This window comes from Acidianus ambivalens (genome assembly GCF_009729015.1).
In the GTDB taxonomy this organism is placed as follows: domain Archaea; phylum Thermoproteota; class Thermoprotei_A; order Sulfolobales; family Sulfolobaceae; genus Acidianus; species Acidianus ambivalens.
In genome coordinates this window covers 1,722,453-1,743,761 of the sequence record NZ_CP045482.1, presented here as the reverse complement: position 1 = coordinate 1,743,761, position 21,309 = coordinate 1,722,453, and the positions used below count along the sequence as shown (strand labels likewise).

Annotated in this window: 19 protein-coding genes and 1 pseudogene; 12 read left to right on the top strand and 8 right to left on the bottom strand. The window is 35.0% G+C overall.

What is annotated here, in order from left to right:
• The first annotated feature begins 177 nt into the window (after positions 1-177).
• Together D1866_RS09840 and D1866_RS09835 are read left to right on the top strand one after the other, a co-directional pair.
• On the top strand, positions 178-675 hold the full coding sequence (locus tag D1866_RS09840) for an Lrp/AsnC family transcriptional regulator (protein WP_152939505.1): 498 nt from the start codon (positions 178-180) through the stop codon (positions 673-675).
• Positions 665-1,150 (top strand): PaREP1 family protein, encoded by a 486-nt coding sequence (locus D1866_RS09835; RefSeq protein WP_152939502.1) that lies wholly within the window; start codon positions 665-667, stop codon positions 1,148-1,150. Before D1866_RS09840 ends, D1866_RS09835 begins: the two co-directional genes overlap by 11 nt.
• Here D1866_RS09835 and D1866_RS09830 read toward each other — a convergent pair.
• The 3 genes and pseudogenes from D1866_RS09830 to D1866_RS09820 all read right to left on the bottom strand — a co-directional run bounded on the left by D1866_RS09830 (position 1,139) and on the right by D1866_RS09820 (position 4,166).
• Positions 1,139-2,884 (bottom strand): prolyl oligopeptidase family serine peptidase, encoded by a 1,746-nt coding sequence (locus tag D1866_RS09830; protein WP_152939500.1) that lies wholly within the window; start codon positions 2,882-2,884, stop codon positions 1,139-1,141. The genes D1866_RS09835 and D1866_RS09830 overlap by 12 nt on opposite strands.
• Positions 2,885-3,243: 359 nt before the next feature.
• A pseudogene (locus tag D1866_RS09825) lies at positions 3,244-4,059 on the bottom strand (RNA-guided endonuclease InsQ/TnpB family protein); the annotation flags it as partial.
• Complete coding sequence (locus tag D1866_RS09820; RefSeq protein ID WP_152939498.1) at positions 4,011-4,166, bottom strand: hypothetical protein; 156 nt, start codon at positions 4,164-4,166, stop codon at positions 4,011-4,013. The pseudogene D1866_RS09825 and the gene D1866_RS09820, both read right to left, overlap by 49 nt.
• A 181-nt stretch (positions 4,167-4,347) precedes the next feature.
• Between D1866_RS09820 and D1866_RS13545 the strand changes: the two genes are divergently transcribed.
• The 3 genes from D1866_RS13545 to D1866_RS09810 all read left to right on the top strand — a co-directional run bounded on the left by D1866_RS13545 (position 4,348) and on the right by D1866_RS09810 (position 6,244).
• On the top strand, positions 4,348-4,578 hold the full coding sequence (locus tag D1866_RS13545) for a hypothetical protein (protein ID WP_231136314.1): 231 nt from the start codon (positions 4,348-4,350) through the stop codon (positions 4,576-4,578).
• On the top strand, positions 4,556-5,680 hold the full coding sequence (locus tag D1866_RS09815) for an ATP-binding protein (RefSeq protein WP_231136313.1): 1,125 nt from the start codon (positions 4,556-4,558) through the stop codon (positions 5,678-5,680). The genes D1866_RS13545 and D1866_RS09815 overlap by 23 nt, the downstream gene beginning before the upstream one ends.
• Before the next feature lie 324 nt (positions 5,681-6,004).
• A complete protein-coding gene (locus tag D1866_RS09810; protein ID WP_152939496.1) occupies positions 6,005-6,244 on the top strand; it encodes a hypothetical protein in 240 nt (79 codons plus the stop codon).
• Positions 6,245-6,745: 501 nt separating this feature from the next.
• Here D1866_RS09810 and D1866_RS09805 read toward each other — a convergent pair.
• Genes D1866_RS09805 through preA form a run of 3 tightly spaced genes read right to left on the bottom strand, consistent with a single transcriptional unit; the run spans position 6,746 to position 10,016 of the window.
• Positions 6,746-8,092, bottom strand: coding sequence for a purine-cytosine permease family protein (locus tag D1866_RS09805; protein ID WP_152939494.1), 1,347 nt, complete (start codon positions 8,090-8,092; stop codon positions 6,746-6,748).
• Positions 8,093-8,134: 42 nt separating this feature from the next.
• Complete coding sequence (locus tag D1866_RS09800) at positions 8,135-8,971, bottom strand: carbon-nitrogen hydrolase family protein (RefSeq protein ID WP_152939492.1); 837 nt, start codon at positions 8,969-8,971, stop codon at positions 8,135-8,137.
• Positions 8,964-10,016, bottom strand: a complete 1,053-nt coding sequence (preA, locus tag D1866_RS09795) for an NAD-dependent dihydropyrimidine dehydrogenase subunit PreA (protein WP_152939490.1) — start codon at positions 10,014-10,016, stop codon at positions 8,964-8,966. The genes D1866_RS09800 and preA overlap by 8 nt, the downstream gene beginning before the upstream one ends.
• 207 nt (positions 10,017-10,223) lie before the next feature.
• On the opposite strand from preA, the gene hydA reads away from it, so the two are divergent.
• The 5 genes from hydA to D1866_RS09770 all read left to right on the top strand — a co-directional run bounded on the left by hydA (position 10,224) and on the right by D1866_RS09770 (position 16,116).
• Positions 10,224-11,618, top strand: coding sequence for a dihydropyrimidinase (gene hydA, locus D1866_RS09790; RefSeq protein WP_170254108.1), 1,395 nt, complete (start codon positions 10,224-10,226; stop codon positions 11,616-11,618).
• Positions 11,619-11,624: 6 nt separating this feature from the next.
• Positions 11,625-13,220 carry an NCS1 family nucleobase:cation symporter-1 gene (locus tag D1866_RS09785; RefSeq protein ID WP_152939486.1) on the top strand — a complete coding sequence of 532 codons (1,596 nt, stop codon included), beginning with the start codon at positions 11,625-11,627 and terminating at the stop codon, positions 13,218-13,220.
• 117 nt (positions 13,221-13,337) lie between these two features.
• Positions 13,338-13,802, top strand: a complete 465-nt coding sequence (locus D1866_RS13145; RefSeq protein ID WP_196773425.1) for a hypothetical protein — start codon at positions 13,338-13,340, stop codon at positions 13,800-13,802.
• 276 nt (positions 13,803-14,078) lie between these two features.
• Positions 14,079-15,188 carry an MFS transporter gene (locus tag D1866_RS09775; protein WP_152939484.1) on the top strand — a complete coding sequence of 370 codons (1,110 nt, stop codon included), beginning with the start codon at positions 14,079-14,081 and terminating at the stop codon, positions 15,186-15,188.
• A gap of 697 nt (positions 15,189-15,885) precedes the next feature.
• Entirely contained in the window at positions 15,886-16,116 is a 231-nt protein-coding gene (locus D1866_RS09770) for a hypothetical protein (RefSeq protein WP_152939482.1), read from the top strand.
• 5 nt (positions 16,117-16,121) lie between these two features.
• Here the strand turns inward: D1866_RS09770 and D1866_RS09765 are convergent, their stop codons facing one another.
• Both D1866_RS09765 and D1866_RS09760 read right to left on the bottom strand, forming a co-directional pair.
• Entirely contained in the window at positions 16,122-17,093 is a 972-nt protein-coding gene (locus tag D1866_RS09765; protein WP_152939480.1) for a metallophosphoesterase family protein, read from the bottom strand.
• Positions 17,094-17,274: 181 nt separating this feature from the next.
• Positions 17,275-18,780, bottom strand: coding sequence for an APC family permease (locus tag D1866_RS09760; protein ID WP_420809238.1), 1,506 nt, complete (start codon positions 18,778-18,780; stop codon positions 17,275-17,277).
• Between the two features lie 333 nt (positions 18,781-19,113).
• On the opposite strand from D1866_RS09760, the gene D1866_RS09755 reads away from it, so the two are divergent.
• Positions 19,114-20,058: an aromatic ring-hydroxylating oxygenase subunit alpha gene (locus tag D1866_RS09755; protein WP_152939476.1), complete on the top strand. Its 945-nt coding sequence runs from the start codon at positions 19,114-19,116 to the stop codon at positions 20,056-20,058.
• Entirely contained in the window at positions 20,055-21,299 is a 1,245-nt protein-coding gene (locus D1866_RS09750; protein WP_152939474.1) for a dihydroorotase, read from the top strand. The genes D1866_RS09755 and D1866_RS09750 overlap by 4 nt, the downstream gene beginning before the upstream one ends.
• Positions 21,300-21,309: the final 10 nt, after the last annotated feature.

Sequence of the window (21,309 nt, the reverse complement as noted above, 5' to 3'; positions counted from 1 at the left end):
GTTTAGACGGAATTTAAGTATTTTAGGACAGCTATTGTAAAAAGTACAATAGTTTAAATCTTGCTTCAGAATGTCTCTGTATAATTTCCAAGATAATCCCTTTTTATTTAGTTGTATATTCAACTTATTCGTCGATAAAATGTATAAGGTTTAAATTACCTCTTCTAATTATATATTATGGAGCTAGACGAGGTAGACTTAAAGATACTCAAAATAATTCAAAATGACGCAAAATATCCTTTAGAAAAAATAGCAGAGGAAGTAAAAGTTCCTAAATCAACAGTAGCCTATAGGATAAAGAAAATGGAAAAGATGGGCGTAATAAAAGGCTATTTTACTTACGTTGACCCAGCCAGCTTAAACTTAGATTACCTAGTTATCACTTTAGTTAGGGCAAGATACGGAAAAGACTATCACGATAGTTTAGGCAAGAAACTTTCCCAACTTCCAGGAGTATGGGGAGTTTATTTTGTATTAGGAGATATGGACTTTGTAGTGTTAGCAAGGTTCAAAAACAGAGAAGATTTTATGAAGAATTTTCTAGAGAAATTGATAAATATGCCTGAAATTGAAAGAACGAGCACTCACGTTGTTGCTAAAGTGTATAAAGAAACTCCTTATGTGACTATAGATGAAGAAAAAGTTAATATTGAAGAGATAAAAAATGGAAAATAGAATGCCGTTAGAGGAAGTAATAAGAAAACTAGAGGAAAAAGGGATTGACGTTACTGAGGCTTTACTTGATATTTTAAGTAGGGAAGACCCTGAAGATAGTAGTAAGGAAAGAATAAGTTTAGCTGAAAAATATATGCAGGAAAGCAAAGAGTGTGCTGAAAAAGGTGACGTAGTTCAAGCCTCAGAGAAAGCTTATAAAGTTGCCGAAGAAGTTGTTAAGGCATTGGCGGAAAAATTTAAGACGGAGGAATACGAGGAGTTTTTGAAAGAAGGTAGGTGGTACACTTACTTATTAGGTAAAGCTAGCAAGACTCTTTCTAAAAAACTTGGTTATTGGGTTTTAGACGGATGGAATGCTGGTTACGATTTACATGTATGGGGATTTCACGAGAGAAAATACTCTGTGGAGGACGTTAAAGTCTCCTTAAAAAGGATAGAAGAAATGCTCATTGAGGCAAAGAAGTTATTTACTTGACGTACATTCCTCAATGAAGGCTAAAACGTATGAGTATTCCCTAGCCTCAGACTCAGGATCGGCTATTGCGTGCCCAGAATCGTTAACAAAGAGCATGACATCATTTCCTAGTTTTTCAGACTTAGCAACGTACTTTAATGCATGAGCAGGATGAACTCTATCGTCGTTAATTCCAGTGTATACGAAAGTCTTTGGTAGCCCTTTCTTCAGATTATGATAAGGACTGTAAGAAAGTAAGTAATCTCTGTACTTAGGATCGTTTGGATCTCCGTACTCCTCAACCCAGTATTTCCCTACGTAAAGTTTATCATATCTCAACATGTCCAGCACTGGGTGTCCAATTACTGCACAGTCAATGACGTTAGGATATTCATTCTCTGTAGCACCTACCAAAAGCCCACCGTTACTTCCTCCCATAGCAATCGTCTTACCGCCCAAGCTCTTCACTAATCTAAGGAATTCTGAAAAGTCCTTGAACACGTTTTTCTTATTAAGCAACATTCCTGCCTTATGCCATTCTTCTCCGTTTTCGTAACCTCCCCTCAAGTTTGTGATTAAAACAGAGTACCCTTCGTCAAGCAATAGTCTTGTAGACATAGGAAATGAAGGGAGTAAAGAAATTCTGAACCCTCCATAACCATAAACTATAACTCCCTTGGGATTATTAGTCTTAGTTAGGAGAAACCCGTGAAGTAATACGTCTCCTTTAACATATATGTCCGTAACTTTTACGTCATAATTACCGTACTGCATTATTGTTTCTTCGCTCTTTTCCTTAACTCTCCTTAAGACCTTGAATTTATAATTGAACGAGGTTTCTACAATAAATAATGAATGTCCTTCACTATCCATAAACTGGATATTATCGTGAATTTCCTCTCCTATCTTGTCACCATTAATGCTGTAAAACAATAAAGGGGTTCTATAATCCTTTATAACCTCAACGGCCAAGGTTTCTTTAAGAGAAGAGACTCCTAAAATCGGGTAATCGGATTTTATTATCTTCTTTTTATCTAGGTACACTGAGTCATTCTTCTGATAGATTAAACTTCCTTGAACGTAATCAATTACGTCTATTACTTCTCCCTCATCAATCTTTTTAAGAGAATCAAAACCTTCGCCAGCATAAAGTTCGCTATACCTCCAGCCTTTACTTCTGATCAGCGTTATAAAATCTCCGAAAGTTCTAATTGATACGAACTCGCCAGGCTTTAAATCTTTGCCGTAAACTATTTCATTACCGCAAAATACTCTGTCAGCAGGATATTCTCCACCATCAGGTGGAGGAGAATAACGGTAACTCTTTATATAACATAACTCATTTTTGAAATAAAAAGGAGATTCAACCATTTCTCCTAATTCCGTGGTTTTACCGTCGGGGGAAATTAGGAAAGTTGTAATCTTATCGCTTCCCTTCTTTTCTATACTAACTCCTATTTCCTTAGAATTGTAAACTTTCCATACTGAGGAAGCTACGTAATCCTTTGGTGAAGTATAAATTACTTTATTCCCTAAGAGTACTTGGTTTTTCTCCCCGTAGAGTAGGATAACCGGGTTATTTTCGTCATAAGCAAACATGCTTAGAACGTAAGGTTCTTTGTAAATTTCTAAAAGCTTTGGATAAAGTTCCTTTGCTCTTTTACCTAGTTTTTCTTCTGTTTTCTTATTTTCATTCTCTATAAAAGACTTAGTTCTTTCGTTGTTTAAATCTTCTAAGTACTCAAACTCGTCCATAATATGTAAAAGATGAATAATATTATAAACTTGAAGACGAGAAGTAGGTACGCTTTAGAGCTAATTTGAGTTTTATGATTAATATAGAAAAAGAGAATAAACAATTTAGTTATTCATATTACTAGTATCCCTTATTGCGAAAAGTAGATGTAAAGAATAAATTATTTTATTTTTAGTACAAGTTACTTTTATATCGAGAATAAAAATATAAATGCGTTGATTAATTTATTATATAAAGTCTCTATTTGTTAAATTCTATGAAGTTTTCAGCATCTGGATCAGGATGTGCAGTGACAAGTATTAATTCGTTATCCTTTCTGGCTATAATATACCTTATCTTAGCACAAGGGGTTTGGGCTTCATAGGATTTCATAATATTTAATATCAACCCTTAGCCCTTGGGCTTCACCAGAGTCACGGGTAAACCCGTTACCCCTCCGCCCCTTTAGCGGGATAACCCCAACCCACACCCGCGGAATATAACGGATGTGGGGAAACCCGCACATTTTGAGGTAAATATTTAGTGACGCGTTCAATTGCCTATCTAGAGTGAACCCACACCTCTCACAATGAAAAGTCCTGCCAACATTTCGGGAAACCCATCCACATCTGGGGCAGGACTTTGAAGTGAGGTATGGGTTTACCTCCTTAACAAAGGAACCGTAAAGCGGTGCCTTATACTTTAGCACACGGTGTATAGTCCTCCACACAGTCTTAGAAATCTTTTTAGAAAGGGAGTCGTTAGCATCTTCAAACATCTCTTGCTTATTCAACTTCTCAACTGCAAATGTCGTCATAGGGTACATCTCCAGCAAACTGTTAACGAACTTGTGAATATAATCCAACACGCGGTTCTTCTCACGGTGGGAATATTTTCTCAACAATTCTTTCCCCTTCCTACCGTGCTTTGAAGCGAAAGACTGTATTCTACCCCTCTTCAACTCCATACCGTACTTCATACTGTAAAGCCCCTTCAAGGAAAACGCGATAAACTTCTCTCCATCGTATGCGTCTAGAGTGTAGAGGTTACTATCAATAGAGAGAAAGTCAAGGGGAGTAAACCAAGGTAATCTGTAACGAAATGGCAGGTACACCTTATCCTCCTTTATCACGGGCTCACCTAGTTCTAGCCCCTTAACCCTTCGTGAAAACCATTTGTGAGACCAAGAGAAGCTTCTGCTAATAAATCGTCTGGTGAAAGAGGAATATCAATTAGTGGTTGCTTATTGTTCTTCAGATAGTTAGCATAATCCTCAAGGAACTTGGCAAATTCCTCTTCCATAAGTCCTTATAATCTCTTAAGCCTTATATTCGTTTACGCCTTATATATCAATTATATGAAACTATTACTGTAGAAGTTAGTAATTCTTATCATGTAACAAGTAAGTCAGTTCTTATTTTTAAATATTTGTGGAGTTAGAGTAAACAATATTTTTAAACTCTTGTGGAGTCTGAATACACAGATGATAGAAGAATATAATCCTTGGTGGATTTCTAAAGAGAGGATAACTGAGATTGAGATATATAGAAAGTATGAAGAGTCGGAAGTTAAGTGGGTTCCTGACGTTATTGGAAAAGTGAGCTTATCTCCTTACTCGTTAAACTTCATTTTCGGCCCTAGACAAGTAGGAAAGTCCACTGCGTTAATATTACTTATAAAGAAATTATTAGATGAAGGAAAAAATAAATCCTAAGTCAATTTTCTATTTCTCCTGTGATAAATTAGCGGACTATAAGGAATTGGATGATGTTTTAGAGGAATATATAAAGTTTAGAAAGGCTAATAACATTTCATCATCTTTCATTTTTCTAGACGAGATAACTTATCCTAAGGAATGGTATAGGGCTTTAAAGAGTAGGATAGATAAAGGAGATTTTAGAAATGACGTTCTAGTTGTTACTGGGTCTTTATCAATGTCTGCAAAGAGGGAAATCGAGACTTTTCCTGGAAGGAGAGGTAAAGGCAAGAATTTATTAATGCTTCCTTTACCTTTTTCAAAATATATAGAATTATTTAACGTTAAGGTACAGAAAGGAGATTTAAGCTTCGTTCTTTCAAACTATATGCGAAATATTCAGTTCTTGCATGAATTAAATGAGCTTCTTGAAAAATATTTGATCACAGGAGGATTTCCTAACGCCATAAGGGACTATATAAAATATGGGAAAGTAAGCGAGGAAACGATAAGTGATTTCATATCTAGTATAGTTAGTGAAGTAAATAAGTTAAAGAGAAGTGAAACTTTCTTTAAACTCACAATAAAAGGCATAATAGAAAGGACTTCCAGCGATTTCAGTTATCATACTCTCTCAAGGTCGTTTGGAGTTGGCACAGTGAAGACTGCGATAAGCTATGTAGAGCTTCTAGAGAAACTATACTTACTTAAAGTTTTAGAGCAGGTAGACCTACAAGGTAATGTACTAACTAGGAAAGAAAAGAAGTTCTATTTTATAGATCCATTCATATATAGGGCGTTCGCCTTTTGGACGTTAACTAACTTGCCTGAAGAGAGTAGATTAGTTGAAAGTATAGTAATTTCCCATCTGTCTAGAATCTACGATACGTTTTATACCAAAGCAAAAGGAGAGATAGATGCTGTAATAAAAAGTGGGGAAGAAATGTTAGGGTTTGAAGTGAAGTTTGGTAACGTTAAGGCTGAGAAGAAAATTTTGGGAAGAATGAAAAAGATATATATCTTAAGTAAGGATAAAGTGGAAGATAATGTAGTGCCGGTTTCGATTCTCTTAGGGATGCTCGACATTCCTCAAGCTATTGAATTGAAAGTATTGGTTTAACTTCCAAAAATTAATTCTAATTTTTAATTTATATTCACATTATTATACCGTTCTTATCATTATGATCTCAAAAAGAATAAATATGAATTAAAGCAAGGGGAAATATTTACAATCTGTTATTTAAACATGACTGTATAAAACAAGCCTTCCCCTTCATCTGCCCCGGTTTTTCACCAGAGCTCCGAGGTTCAATTTAATATTTTCACATTAGGATAAAAGCTTTATCTCAATTTCTATAAGAATTCATGGACGAAAATACCTGCAGAGACATATGTATTTAATCTGATACTCAATTTTTAATTAATCAGCCTATTTTTATGACCTATGCGTATAATGTTTTTAGACGAGCATGTCGATGATAACAGTACTCTTATTGGAGGTATTTATCTAGACGTGGATGGGATAAGGCTAATAATAGATGCTATAAACAGTGCTTGGGATAAGTTAGGAACAGAATGGGATTTTCATTATGTTAAAGATAAAAAATCGTTAGAAATGATATGCCAGTTTCAGAGATTTTTCTTAACAGTTTACATTCCTATTTTGAAAGAAGGCATACTTTAAATAGTAGTTCATAAAGACGTAGAGGCTCTTAAAAAGCATAATGATGAATTTTATCCAACAGTTATATTTAATCTATACTCTTTTCCAGCGTTTTTATCCAGGTCGGACTACGCTTTAATAGATAAGAATCCTCAAGTTACTGTAATGAAGAATATAATAGAGAAAATAGGTTATCCCATGATCTTTTACGAAGTGGATTTATTAGTCAATACTATGGATATAGATATTAAAAATCATATTCTAAAGATTATAAAAATATTATAAAATCTAAGAAGGGTATTGCTATACAATCCTTAGATAGAGCTTATAATCCAAGGAAAGAGGAAGCAATAAAACGGGTTATGTTATGAAATGGGGGTTATTTTGCGCAGATTACGTAGTATCCTCAATGGATAAAGAGCGGAGAAAAGTGGACATTTACGGCAGAGAGATTCAAATGCAGGGTAAAAACTAGATTAGCTTGAAAGTTAATCTATTGGTTGATATTATCGCCTACGATGATTATATTTTCTTTTCTATATAATATATTCCTGCTGCTATTAAACTACCTATAACTTGATATGGGAAATAATACCCTATTATTCCATAGATATTATAATAGTTTAGTAAAAATCCTATGGTCAGTGCTATAAGTGCCTTGACCTTTAATCCGTTATTATAGTAAAAAGATAGGATATCGGAGTTTCTTAACCCTGTATACCAATCTATTATCAATATAAAAGTGAAAGGAAGTATAAGATCTCCTACTAATAATAGGAAATTTTCGACATAATTTAATATTCCTAGGATCGCTAGAATTATTGAAACCGAACCTAAAACTATTGCAGACAATGGTTGGGAAAGCCTATAAGTTTTCATTCTCTTCATAAAGGTCTCCATGGACACTAGTAAATCAGCCACTGCCGGGTATAAATTCATTGAATTTGTGTGGATTATAGCTATCGAAGCTCCCACTGCTGCAACTAATACCCATATTGGATCCCCTGGCTTATAGACAGCTGCTAAGTTCCAATTTCCAGTGGCAGCTTGAGAAATATAACCAAGTAAACCCATTAGGAAAACTGGTAGCATTATTCCTAGAGTTGGAGATAAGAAATATGAAATAGAAGGTCTATCGTAAGGTTTTGCAAACCTTGTTATTGTAGTTATTTTATAAGCCCAAGAAAGTATTGAAAACGTTAGTATAAGGTTGATATCTAACCCCCAGTTTATTGGAATAGACGGAATCATCATTGTGGAAAGGGCAGGGTGATAGCAATAAAACAAGAAGAAAGCTAGAACTCCGTAGCTAATTATTAGAAGCGGAGAAGTAAACTTGTAAAAGTAATTTAACCATTTTGCTCCAAATATTACAAGTACTATCTGAATTATACCTAGAATAACAGACCAAATAGCGAAAGAAATACCACTAACAGATGATAAAATTTCTGCCCCTACCGCTAAATTTAATCCAAACCACCCCATGTTTACGAATGTGTAAAGTAAGGATAACGCGTTTGCAGGAAAATACCCGAAAGTTCCTCTGGCTTGAATTAAAGCGACTATAGGCTTTTGTCTCCCTATTTCGGAGAAAAGGCCTGCAGGTATTAATCCAATAATAGTTGCCAAAGAAACTATTATTAAAAAGTTAGGAATCCCTACGCCATAAAGTAAGTAACCTGCAAGAGGTGTAGCAGCAGAAGCGCTGGCCATTGCCCAAAATATAAAGACGTCTAATGAAGATATTTTACGCATACTATCAGGAACTGGCAGTACACCTATAGTTTCAATTTCTCTTCCTATTTTTCCTAGCTCAGGGATTCCAGAAGATGCTTCTATAACTTTTCTTTTAATTTCATCTTCTTCCATGGGAGAAATCACCTCTGTATTATTAAATAAAAATTTCTCACGTTAGAGGCTTTCAATATATATTGACGAAATTTCCGTATAATTTTCGGGTTTTCTATCCCTTAAGAATGGAGCCTTTTTCCTTCTTTCTCTAATGAAATTAAGGTCTACGTCAACTATTTCATACCCTTCTTGACTATCCATTTCCTTTAATATTCTCCCCATAGGGTCTGCAACTAAGCTCTTGCCAAAATAATCTATTTCTCTTCCTTGGAAAACTTCTGGAGTCCTATTAACGCCAACAACATAAATTGTATTAAATGCTGCGTGAGCTCTTAACTCTAGTTCCCACGTCTCTGGATAGAAGTTAGTTGTAGTAGGTATTGTAACTATGTCAGCTCCTTTAAGTGTTAATATTCTAACTCCTTCAGGGAAGTGGCGGTCATAACATATTACTCCTCCTACTTTATACTCACCGAAATCAAACACTGGATAATCCTTCCCAGGCTTAAAGTAGAATTTCTCATAATAACCTGGAACTTGAGGTATGTGAGTTTTCCTATATTTACCAAGCACATTTCCATCTTTTATGAAAACTGATGTATCATAATACATTCCTCTAATTTTCTTATCTTCTTCAAAGAACGTTATTACCATACCTACTTTATATTGTTTTGAGAATTCTGCGAAAGTCCTAACTGTAGGTCCGTCGTCTGGTTCTGCTAAGTCAAAGAACTTTGGATCCTCAGTTGCGGCAAAATATTGAGTTGTAAATAGTTCGTTATAAACAATTAATTCTGCTCCATCCTTTATTGCGGACTTTGCATAGTCTAAAGCCTTCTTTATATTTGCTTCCTTTGATTCAACTCCTCCCATTTGTATCATTGCAATTTTAACCATAGATTTCACCTCTTACAATATTCATTTCCTCATCAACGTTGGTTCTCCTTTTAGTGACTTTCTCTAAGAATTCATACGGTCTTATTTTCTTCGCAGCTAAACCTACCATATCCTCAATAGCCTTATAGCCTTTCCTTTCCATGAATAATTCAAGTTCCTTCTTCCACTCGCTTATGAATTCAAATCCTTTAATCATAGTGTAAGTAACTGACTGAACTGTAGTAGAACCCATCATTATGTATTCTACTGCGTCTTTCCAATCAAAAATTCCTCCTACTCCACTTATTTGTAAGGAGGTCGATGAGTAAATCTTTGATACTGCTGCTAAGCCTATTGGTTTTATTGCAGGTCCGGAAATTCCACCGTAACCGGAATAACCGTTAACGTCTGGTAATGGTTGCGCTCTCTCTATATCAACACCTATTATACCATTAACTGTATTTATTGCAGTTACTCCTTTAGCTCCAGCGTTTTCTGCCTCTTTTGCTATCTCACTAATTTCTGTAACATTTGGAGTAAGTTTAACTATTACTGGAATACCTACTGAGGATACGACCTCCTTAGTGTACTTGTATACAAGATCTGCATGTTGTCCAATAAATGCTCCAGTCTTTCTTTCAGGCTCTCCGTGTGGACAACCAAAGTTTAATTCTAACATATCAGCTCCTCTGTCTTCTGCCCATCTTGCTAACTTAACCCACTCTGAATAATCAGGTCCTCCCATTATACTTACTATAATAGGACTACTTTTACCTATTTCAGATTTTATTATTCTCATATATTTATCCCATACATCTAAAGGATCCTCAGTTATTAGTTCCAGGTTTTCGAATGCAATTAGTTCCTTATTTTTCCTAAATGCGCCATACATTGGCCTTACTGCTTTCCTGACTATCGAGTCTCCGATGGTTTTAACTACTACTCCTCCCCAGCCTGCCCTTATAGCAGAAATTATTTTCTGAGGATTTCCAGTAGTTGGGCCAGAGCCCACTAAAAACGGATTTGGAAAGGTTACGCCGTTGAAGTTTACTGACAGATCTATCATATCAAGTCATGTACTTAAACGAAATAAATATATGACTTTTATTTCATTTAATTATTTTCCAAAAGTAAAAGCAAGAAATATTCTTTCAATCTCAAATCTTACATCGATATACTTGTACTATTTCCAAAAATCTTTGTCTTTTTCATTAAAAACTTTTTAACATTAATGAGAGTATCGTTTTTAAAATATATAAAGTTAAAATCCTCTATGACGTATGATCTGCTCTTAAAAAATGTAAAAGCATTCACTACTTCAGGTCCGTTTGAAGGAGATATTGCAATAAAAGACGGTAAAATATCTAAAATAGGAGGAGATATACAAGAGCAAGCAGATAAGACAATAGATTTAAGTGAAAAGTATTTAGTGCCAGGTTTAATAGACGGGCACACTCACATGGAATTTCCTTTCATGGGCGAAGTTACGGCTGACGACTTCTATTATGGCAGCAGAGCTGCAGTAGCTGGAGGTGTGACCACTATTGTAGATTTCGTAACTCCTGCAAAAGGCCAAGATTTATTAAGTGCTTACGAGAAGTGGAGGAATAATGCCGATCCCAAAGTAGTGTCAGACTATGGTCTCCATATGATTATAAGAGAAGTTAATACTAAAATTCTAGAGCAAATTCCAGAAGTAATAAATAAAGGAGTAGTAAGTTTTAAACTATTTATGGCTTATAAAAATGAATTAATGCTACCAGATGGAGAATTATATAAATTAATAAAAAGAATAAGCGATTTTGGAGGAGTAACTGGAATACACGCCGAGAACGGAGAAATCATTAATGAACTCATACAAGAATTTCTTTCAGAAGGTAAGATAGATCCTATATATCATTACTATTCTAGGCCAGATATAATGGAAATAGAAGCAACTAACAGGATAGCATCTATCGCAAGCATGATAGGTAAAGACGTTAAGATGTATATAGTGCACACTTCTACTGGCGAAGCAGTTGATATTATATCTTCCTATAGAAGGCAAGGTTTTAAGTTCTTTAATGAGACTGCTCCACACTATTTAACGCTTAATACAGACTTTCTAAAGAGACCAGATGGATATAGATACGTCATGAGCCCACCGCTAAGAAGCGACGAGCAAAGGACTAAACTATGGATGAGGTTAGCTTCTGGTGACATTTTCACAATAGGCAGTGATCATTGTGTATATTCTGATGCTCAAAAGAAGAGATATAAGGAAGAAGTACCGCCTTTCAACGAGATTCCTAATGGCGTTCCAGGAACTGAGAATATACTACCTATTTTATTTTACTACGGCGTAAAGAAGGGAATAATATCTATGGAAAGGTTCGTTGAAGTCACTTCATACAATCCTGCAAGATTATTTGGTCTATATCCAAGAAAGGGAACAATAATGCCCGGTTCCGATGCGGATTTTGCTGTAATAGATCCCAATAGGAAAGTCAGAATATCTGCTGACGTTCTTCATAGTAATATTAATTATACAATATATGACGGAATGGAAGTAGAAGGATGGAATGTCATGACTATAAGAAGAGGAGAAGTTGTTTATGAAGAAGGACAAGTAATAGGCAAAAAGGGTAGCGGTAAATATATACCGGGGAAAACACCCATTTTGCTGTGATGAAAAATGACGGAAAAATTACTAGATCGCGTTTCTATAACAAAGTTTTATCCAGAAAGAGGTCAAGTGGAGTTAAATACAGTATTCCCAGAGGAAAAATTGTTATGGAATGCTGACGTTCATCCCATACCGGTAAAGAATAGGAACTGGGGTCCTACAACTTATTTCCTTATTTGGGTATCAATGGTTTTCATTATACCTAGCTGGACATTGGCAAGCGTGGGATTAGTTTTTGGCTTGAATATCTTAGAATCAATATCCATGGTTTTCCTCGGAAACCTCATAGTCTTAATTCCTATGATAATTCAATCCCACGGAGGTGCTAGGTACGGATTAGCTGAACCCCAGTTAACTAGGTCCAGGTGGGGAATTTACGGTGCAATTTTCCCAAGCTGGGTTAGGGCAATTATAGGTGCAGGTTGGTGGGGAATAGAATCCTATATCATAACTGAGGCGGCAACTGCAATTTACGCAATATTAACTGGAAAACTTTCAATTGTAGCTTATACTGTTTCTCACTACGCATGTTATCCATTTATCCTAAGTAAAGATTTTCCAACGATATTCTGGAGTACGTTTATTGCAGTAATATTAGCACAAATAGCAGTATTTTACTTTTCTCCAATAAATAAAAGTCAGCCGGTATTGAAGTGGTTAGCAAGAATAGGCGGCCCAATAATTTTAGTTGCGTTTATTGCAGTTTGGGCTTACTTCATGTCTCAAGTGGGCTGGAGTGCTAATATCTTCACATTGTCTCCAACAACTTCTTCACCCTCAATATTGTCTATACTTGCATTCCTAAATGCTAACATAGCTTATTGGGCTACCATGGCATTAACAATGCCAGACTACACAAGATTTGCTAAAAGCCAATTTGCTCAAACTTTAGGTCAAATTCCTATGCCGTTCTTAATGCTCGCCGTAGCTATAATGGGTACAATGACTACTGCAGCTGCATTAAAGCTTTATGGACAACCAATTTGGGATCCTATAGTTTTGGTCACTCTTCATTTGAGTGCTCCCACCAGTATTTTAATACTCCTTGCATTCATCCTTGCAACATTCATGGTAAACGTATTTGCTAACGCCGTAGGTCCTGCTTATGATATAGCTAACACTTTCCCAAAGCATTTAAGCTGGTTCAAAGGTTCTCTCATCTTAATTGCAATAGGTTTAGCTTTAGGCGCTTGGAGTTATTACGGTAATGCTTATAGTTATATAGTTAATTGGCTATTAACCTACGGAGGTCTACTAGGGAGCATAGAAGGAGTAATAATATTCGATTATGCGGTTATTAGGCACTTTAAGTTTGACTTAGCTGACATTTTCTGGTCTAAAGGAAGATTTAGGTACTGGAAGGGAATAAATCCAGCTGCGGTAATAACGTTCATTATAGTCTCTGCAGTTCTGTATTTGCCTTATCCCGGGGAAAGCATAGCGTTAGATAACGCTTGGCTTCTATCTTTCCTACTATCTGGAGCAATTTACATACCGCTAATGGTCTTCTGGGTAATTCCTAAATATCAAAAAGAGCTAAAGGGTTCAATATTAACTGGATATTATTCTGAAGAAACTAGAAAAATATTCGGTGTTAAACAATGAAGGACTTTAGATCTAAAAAAGTAGCAATAGTTGCTAACTGTATTCTAAATCAGAACTCTAAGGTTATAGGTTTCGCAAAATATAAGGGAATGGTTAAAGAGATTGTAGATTTGCTTTATGAATATAATTTACGGAATTCTTCAATTGCCTTGTCCAGAAACTCTTTTTGCTGGAGCAAGGAGATGGTGGCAGGTAAGGGATCAATATGATACTGAAGGATATAGAGAACATTGCAGAATGCTGGCAAAGCCTATAATAACAATGTTAAAGGAGTACCAAAAGGAAGGATACGACGTCGTGCTTATAGGAGTTGATGGAAGTCCATCTTGCGGAATTAATTTATCTCCAACTAGTAAGAAATGGGGAGGTCCGCCAACTCTTAGAGATGAAGATGCATGGAATGCTGAGATGGTAAATAAACCTGGAATTTTCATGGAAGTGTTAATGGAAGAGATTAAGAAGGCAGGATTAAAGGAACCTAAAGTAATTGGTGTAGGTTTAGATTTAAAAGATGCAGAACATTGGAATAGCGAGGAAATTACGAATATTATAGCCGAATTAAAGGAGAAACTTTCAAAGTAGATCGGCTATATATTAAAAATTCTGTAGAAATAATTAAATCTACTAGAGAAAGTGGTAAATATACTGATTAAAAAGTAAGAATATCTAAAAACTGCAGGCTAAGATAATTTATTTTATGCTCTTTCATAATAAGAAGATTTAAAGTTAGACAATTAAGGTGGCTAAGAGCATAATTTACCTTGAATGAGATTATAATAATCCTAGCTATTGTTAGGAAACAGGCGTGTTTCTCAGCTTCTCTAAAAATTTTTATATAATCTTGAAACTTCCTAATATATGCTTACTAATAGAAGAGAAGTCCTTAAGATTTCCTTTTCTGCGTTCTTCGCAGATTTAGGATATCAAGCAGCAGTAGCTTCTTTCCCCATAATTTTAGTATTCTATTTTAATGCCCCCATTTTAATCTACGGTATCGCAGAATCATTAAATTACGGCGGAGGTAGTTTAATGTCACTTCTTGGAGGTTATCTTGCAGATAAATATGGTAGAAAGAAGATAGGCGTAATTGGGAATTCGTTGACTGTAATACTTTCTTTCACCGGTTTGGCTGTAAATTATATACAAGCTCTAATCCTTTTTATGTTAGGTTGGTGGTTTAGGAATTTTAGAACTCCTGCAAGGAGGGCAATGGTTAGTGAAGTTACTCGAGAAAATGAAAGATCTGAAGCTTACGGAATTCTTCACGCCCTTGATATAGGAGGGGCAACTCTTGCAATACTTTATTTAACAATAGCCCTCTATTTAGGAATTAAGGCTACAGTTGTAGTGTTATTTACTGCAATACCAATCATAATCTCAACAATACTTCTAGCAATGGTTAAAGCTGGAGGTAAAGGCAAGCCTAAAATTATGGTTAGGAAAGGCTGGATATTAGTAATCTCAACAATGTTCTTTGCGTTCAGTCAATACAGTTTCGGTTTTCCGATAATTACTACTGCAGAATTTACTCATAAGCTTTACTTAGCTACCATAACTTACGGAATATTCTTAGTTTCGTCTGCGCTTTTCGGATACGTTTTTGGAAAATTAAGGTTAAGTGACTACAAAGCTCTAGCGTTTCTAGGTTATTTATTAGCCTCCTTAGCTTCTTTAGGTTTTGCTTTTCTTTCGCCTTTAGGTTTAATTGGAATTTACCCATTATCTGCCCTAATGGGTATAGCTGTTGCATCTACAGAAACATTCGAGCCCACTATAATCTCCAAGTTAAGTAAAGGCGAAGTAGGAACTTCAATGGGTGCATTATCTTTAGGTAGAAGCATAGGGTTATTAATAGGGAACATAGCCATGGGTTTCTTATACCAAATAAGCTTCTCTTATGCTTATGCTTTTGCCTCCATAATGTCATTCATAGCGTTTATGATAGTGATAACTTCATTAAGAGAATGAGGAATTAGTTAGAATTTCTTACTATACCTCTTTATCTTTAGTTTCTCTAATTAGTACCGTGCTTATTATCGTTATAATAATATAATAGTGAGTGTAAGTCATATTTAACAATTAATGGTAATTAGCCACTCTACAAAAGATTGAAAGCCTCGCCCCTCTTTCAGGAGCGGGGATGATGATAATTTAAATATGTCTTTTTCGAGTTTTTTAGTGACGCTAGCGACGCTCCTCCCCAGCTTAATGGGACTGTGGGAGGAGCAACTAACGACGTCAATTCCCTTTAAGGGACTAGAGCTTGGCGATGATAGATCCCTCTCTGGGGCTCTCTGGCTACCCCTACTGCGATGTAATCCCGAATCGATGGTGGGAACTATGAACCCCTTGGAAGGGAACCCTCGACCTTCCAGGGCGGGGAGGAGTTAGTTTTGGAACTGCTTTGTTAGTTCATTATTTCCTTAAGTACTTGCTAACTGTACTTATCTTCTTTATATTTCTCTTCTAAGAGTTTTAGCTCTCTTCTTCTATCTATAAATTGTTATAATTTGGGTACAACTTTTATAGTCTTATAAAGAAATTTTTCTTCACTAGATAATATTACTATTAGCTAGCCAATATTTATCTATATAATTATTTTATTTTAATATATATCAATTTTCTAAGTTTAATCTTTATAAACCCTTAATGATTAAATACAAGTATGGAAGATGATTTAACTCAAAAGTTAATTTCCTTAGTTGAGGAGTATAAGGAAGTTAATTGTAAAGCCCAAGAGATATTTAAGGAAATAAAACTCCTAATGAGAAAGGGGGCAATAGATCCTTGGAGAGTTAACATTATGGATAGCGAAGGAAAATTTATAGATGAATACCTTAATGAAATAGAGAAAGAATTAGAAATTGAAAAGGAAATTAGATTAAAGAAAAAGTGATCATTTTAACCAATAATGAATTGATGAGCCTTTACTCTTCCATCTTCTAATACAACGTAAGCCGCATGAAGTATTCCTTCGCTAAACTCGCTTCCTGGATTTAATACAATAGTTTTGCCTATTTTATCAAATGCTCTTGATTCGTGTATATGGCCGTGTAGACCTAGTAATGGGTTAAATTCCTCCATTAATTTCCTAATAGATGTCGAACCTACATGAGTAAATACTATTTCTCCACCCTTAACTACTGGCTTAAGTGTTTTATCTAAGAGTGGAGCGTTATCTAAGTTAGTTCCGTAAGGAGGAGCATGGAAATTGAATATAGCTCTTTCTGGATTTGCTTTTTCTACATAACTCTTTAACTCTTTATACAATTCTTCCTCTTTCTTTTCTCTAGGAGTATTCCAGGGTGTAGGATTAACGTACCCGTAAGTTAACATCTCATAACCTTTAATGTCAACAACCTCCCCTTCGGTTATTTTGATGACCTCACTCTCCTTCAGTACTTCAAATAAATATTCAGGATCATCATTTCCCAAGTTAACGTAAAGCGGAATGCCAAGATCCTTTAACCTTTCGTCCGCAATTTTTACCCATTCCCTTACTCTTTCAATCATAGCTTGCTTAAATATTTCATCTTGTTTTCTCTTGTCATCTTGAATTTCCTCAAATTCCTTTTTATCCATTATAGCATAATATATCCCCTTATTAGCTAAGCTATTCTCAACTTCTTGTAAGCCCTCTTTTCCAACTGTTTCTCCTTGTACGTCAAATTTTCCATTCCCTAAGTCAACTATTGGTATTAACGCTTTTCCTGCCAGATCGCCGCCTACTATTAATACGTCAACTTTGTACATTTTTCCGGCATTCAGAAACTTCTTAAATGCTACGTTAGATCCATGTAGGTCAGAAGTAAATAGTATTTTTAGTTGATTTCCATGAGTATTTGACTTTTTGCCGAACGAAAATAGTCCCATACGAATACTTTTCATAACTTATACTTAAATCTTTATGTTAATAGTTGTGAGAAATACGTAAGATAAAATAAAAGAAAAATAATTATCACGTTGTTTTACTTAATATTTTTCAACGCATCGAATTCCTTAAGCTAATCGTGAGATGATATTACTAAAAAAGTTATTAAGAACAAAAAGAAAATTAATCTGGAGGTATCTCCTTATATACTAATGTTATATCTATGCCCTTCTTTTTATTGAGGTAAGAAGCAACGGCATATATTATTCCGCCAACTACGAAAGTTCCTATTACAAATGCCAACGTTATTGGGTTTACTGAGCCGCTGCTTGTCAAGAATCCAAACGTTGGATTGCTAACAGCCTCATATGTTAGGAAGATAAAGTAGGCTGCAGAAAATCCTGATATAGGAACTAGAATTTTCATCTCCCTTAGTCCATGAACTATTCCTGCAATGCTTACTACGAAAAAGTATACCATGCCTATAACTATTGCACCGTATAGCGCAGTTGCACCGGAGGTCGAAATTATTGGTGCAGCTAAAAAGCCTAGTGTTAGTACTAGGTCAAAGATGTGTGTGAATACTGGAGAGCCTTGCTTATTTAGCCTGGTAAATATCTCTGGAAATACTCTATCAAAAGCCATTGCAAATATGTATCTTGCAAATACTATTACTCCATATGCTAATATTGCAAATTCCCATACTAGTAGACCAATTCCTATTATCCATTGAAGGACTTGATTTGATGTTAATCCAATTGCTACAGTCCAGAAAGTATAAACAAAACCGTTGTTAGTAAATTCATAAGTTGTTAAAGCGTAACCTCCTCCTAAGTAAAGTAATAGAAAACCTATTGTTACCAGTAATCCTGTAAGTATTAAAGGGCCAAAAATTCCGTATGCAACATATTTTTCTTTTTTTAACTCAGAAGCCACAGCAGGAACTGCCTGCATCCAAGGATACGTATATATTGCAAGTAATGGTAATATGGCAAGAGTTGCTGACCAGCTAAACGGCGCTACTGAATAAGTTGAGGGTGGTGTAATTCCTTCAGCATTCAAGAACGGAGTTATTGCCTTAGTAAAGTCACCTAGATTAGCAGCAATTATTCCCATTGCTATTATTGTAGATAATAATGCAATTATTCCTGAAATGGTTACTAACGTGTATCCCCATTTGGCTTTAAAAATATTTAAGGCGATAATTACGCCAAAAAGTACTGCACCTAGTAGATAAGAATATACCGGTAACTTGAGCGTAGTAGATAGCGACACTAGACTAGATATTCCATCCATTGTACCTATAGTACTTAGAACTGTGCCTACAGCACATGAAAAGAAGAAGGCTACTAATGCGAAGAATGCTGTAGATTCCAGCATTAATGCAAAAGCCATAACAACTCCTAAAGGTCCGTTAAGTATTCTTGAAATCCATACGTAATCACCTCCAGTTCTAGGTATTCTATATGAGAGTAAAGTATACATTATAGCTTGGGGTATGGTTAGTAACAGTCCTATTATGGCAGCAATCCATATGATTCCTCCTTGAGGTATGTAAGGGCTTATCCCTGTGAATAACGCAACTCCGGCTGACATATTTCCTAGGTTCAACATTATTGCATCTAATGCTGAAACTTCTTTCTTTAATCCAGAGCTTTCTCTAACGAAGAGAGTTTTACTCATTTTAATCAATGAAATGATTCCTAGTTCTATTTATAAGTATTTTACGTGTAGTACTTAAAAGTTTAAATTTATATGAATGTATTTTTGATTAATATTCATATAAATCATGAACAATATTCCTAGAAAATTAAAAACTTTTCCACATAGCAAATGTTTTCTTAATAACGCTATTCATTTTTTAAACAAAAAATTCTCATGTTCGATAAAAAACTTTTACTTTTTACAAGCATTATACTTTATTTTCCTGAAATTTAGAATGATGAATCTTCCCTTTCTAATTTAAAATTTTTCAGAGGGTTATACCGCCACGTTTTTAAATACCCTCCTTAAGCATTTTTTATGTATAATGAATGGTTACCAGTAGCATTTTCAGACGACGTTAAAGGTCTTTACGAAGTGAGCTTGCTGGGTAAGGATATATTAATTATAAAAAAGGGAGGTAAATTAGTTGCTTTAAGCAATAGATGCCCTCATAGACTAGCTAAACTCTCCAAGGGAAAATTGCTTGATGAAGAAATTCAGTGTCCTTACCATGGCTGGAGATTTAATTTTGATGGTAAACTTACATACGTTCCTTCTTTAGGAGGTAAGATTAATGTTTCATTGGAAAAATATTATATAAAGGAGAAATATGGTATAATATGGATTTCAATTAGAGAGCCTAAATACGATATTCCTTATATTAAGGAATGGTATGATGAAAGTTTTAGGAAAATTAAGTGCGGTCCTTATTACATTAATGCTAACCCGTTTAGAGTCTTAGAGAATCTTTTGGACGTCTCTCATTTTCCATATGTCCACGATGGATATTTAGGCAGTCCTTCTTTTCCTAAGATACCAGAGTACGAGGCAAAATTAACTGAAGAAGGAGTAATAGCCGAAAACATTTCAGTATGGCAACCTAATCCAGACGGAATTGGCGAAGGGAGATATTTTACTTATACTTATAAAGTACTAAGACCGCTATTTTTATACTTCTCAAAGGAAAATGACGGTAAGGTATTTTCGATGATATTTACCATTAAACCCGAAAGTAAAGATAGAAGTATAGTCTTTGCTTGGATTTTCATGAATTATGCATTTGATGTAAATGAGGACAAGATTAGAAAATTTGAAGACGAAATTATATCTCAAGATAAAGAAATTCTAGAAACCCAGCCTTATGAATATTACCTTGATACTAAGAAAGAAATTCACGTTAAGGCAGATAAGGCTTCAATACTTTATAGACATTATTTAAGAAAAACTTTGGGGGAAATAAAAGAGCTGGGTCTTGTAAAATGATAATAAAAGAAGTTAAGATAATAACAGAAAACGGAATTATAGAAGGAGACGTTAAGATAGAAGGAAGCAAAATAGTTAAAGTTAGTAAAGTAATTAACGAGAGAGAAGAATTAATTAACGGTCATGGAAAGCTCTTATTACCCGGAGGAATAGATAACCACGTTCATATTTTCAAAAGATATTTGAAAGTTCCAACGTCTGATACTGTTAGGAAAAGTACTATAGCAGCTGCTTTTGGAGGAACTACAACTGTAATAGACTTTGCCTTCTCTGATAGGTCTCCAAGCGTTGAGGAAAGGATTGAACAATTTAAAGACTCCTTTGTAAATTATTCCTTTCACATATTTGCTAGTGATGTGACTGAGAATTTAATTAATGTATTAAAATCTGGGTTTAAATCCGTGAAATTCATGATGATAGAATATGCAGGAATTAAAAGCTCCTTAAGTGGATTAATAAGAATTAACGATCTCGTGAGGAAATTTGATGGATATATAATGGTTCATGCAGAAGATGAGGATCTAATAAAATCCTTGGCTGAAGGGAAAAAAGGAGATCCTAAACTTCATTTAATAACCAGACCCGAGGAAACTGAGCTTTCAGCAGTATTAAGAGCTAAGGCCATAGTAGATAAAGGCGTAATAGCCCACGTAAGTAGCGGTAAGACTTTAGATATAATTGAAGGAAAACTTTTAGGAGAGGTAGTCCTTCATCATTTAATATTAAGTAAGGAAGTTTATGATAGAAAGGACTCTTATCTATTTGTTACCTCTCCACCAGTTAGAAATCCAGAAGAGCTTTGGAGTAGAATAAATAAGATTTTTATGATCGCTACAGATCATAATTGGTTTGATAAGGAAGTTAAAGAACAACATAGAGAGTTTCCAGACCTTGTACCTGGTTTACCCGGAATAGAACTTAGAGTACCTATGATAATAACAGAATTTATAAAAAGGAATTTGCCTTTAAGTCTAGCCGTCAAATTATTAAGCGAAAATCCTGCAAAGTTGAATAGATTAAATAAAGGAAAAATAGAGGAAGGATATGATGCAGACCTAGTCATCTATAATCAGGAGAAGAAGTGGAAAATATCAGTTGAAAACACTCATATGGCGGATTGGACTCCTTATGAAGGGTACGAAGTCATAGGCAAGCCTGATACTGTAATAATTAATGGTAAAATTGTAATAGAAAACGAGGAAATTAAAGATGATTCCTTTACGGGTAAGCTAGTTAAGTAAAGTTTATAAA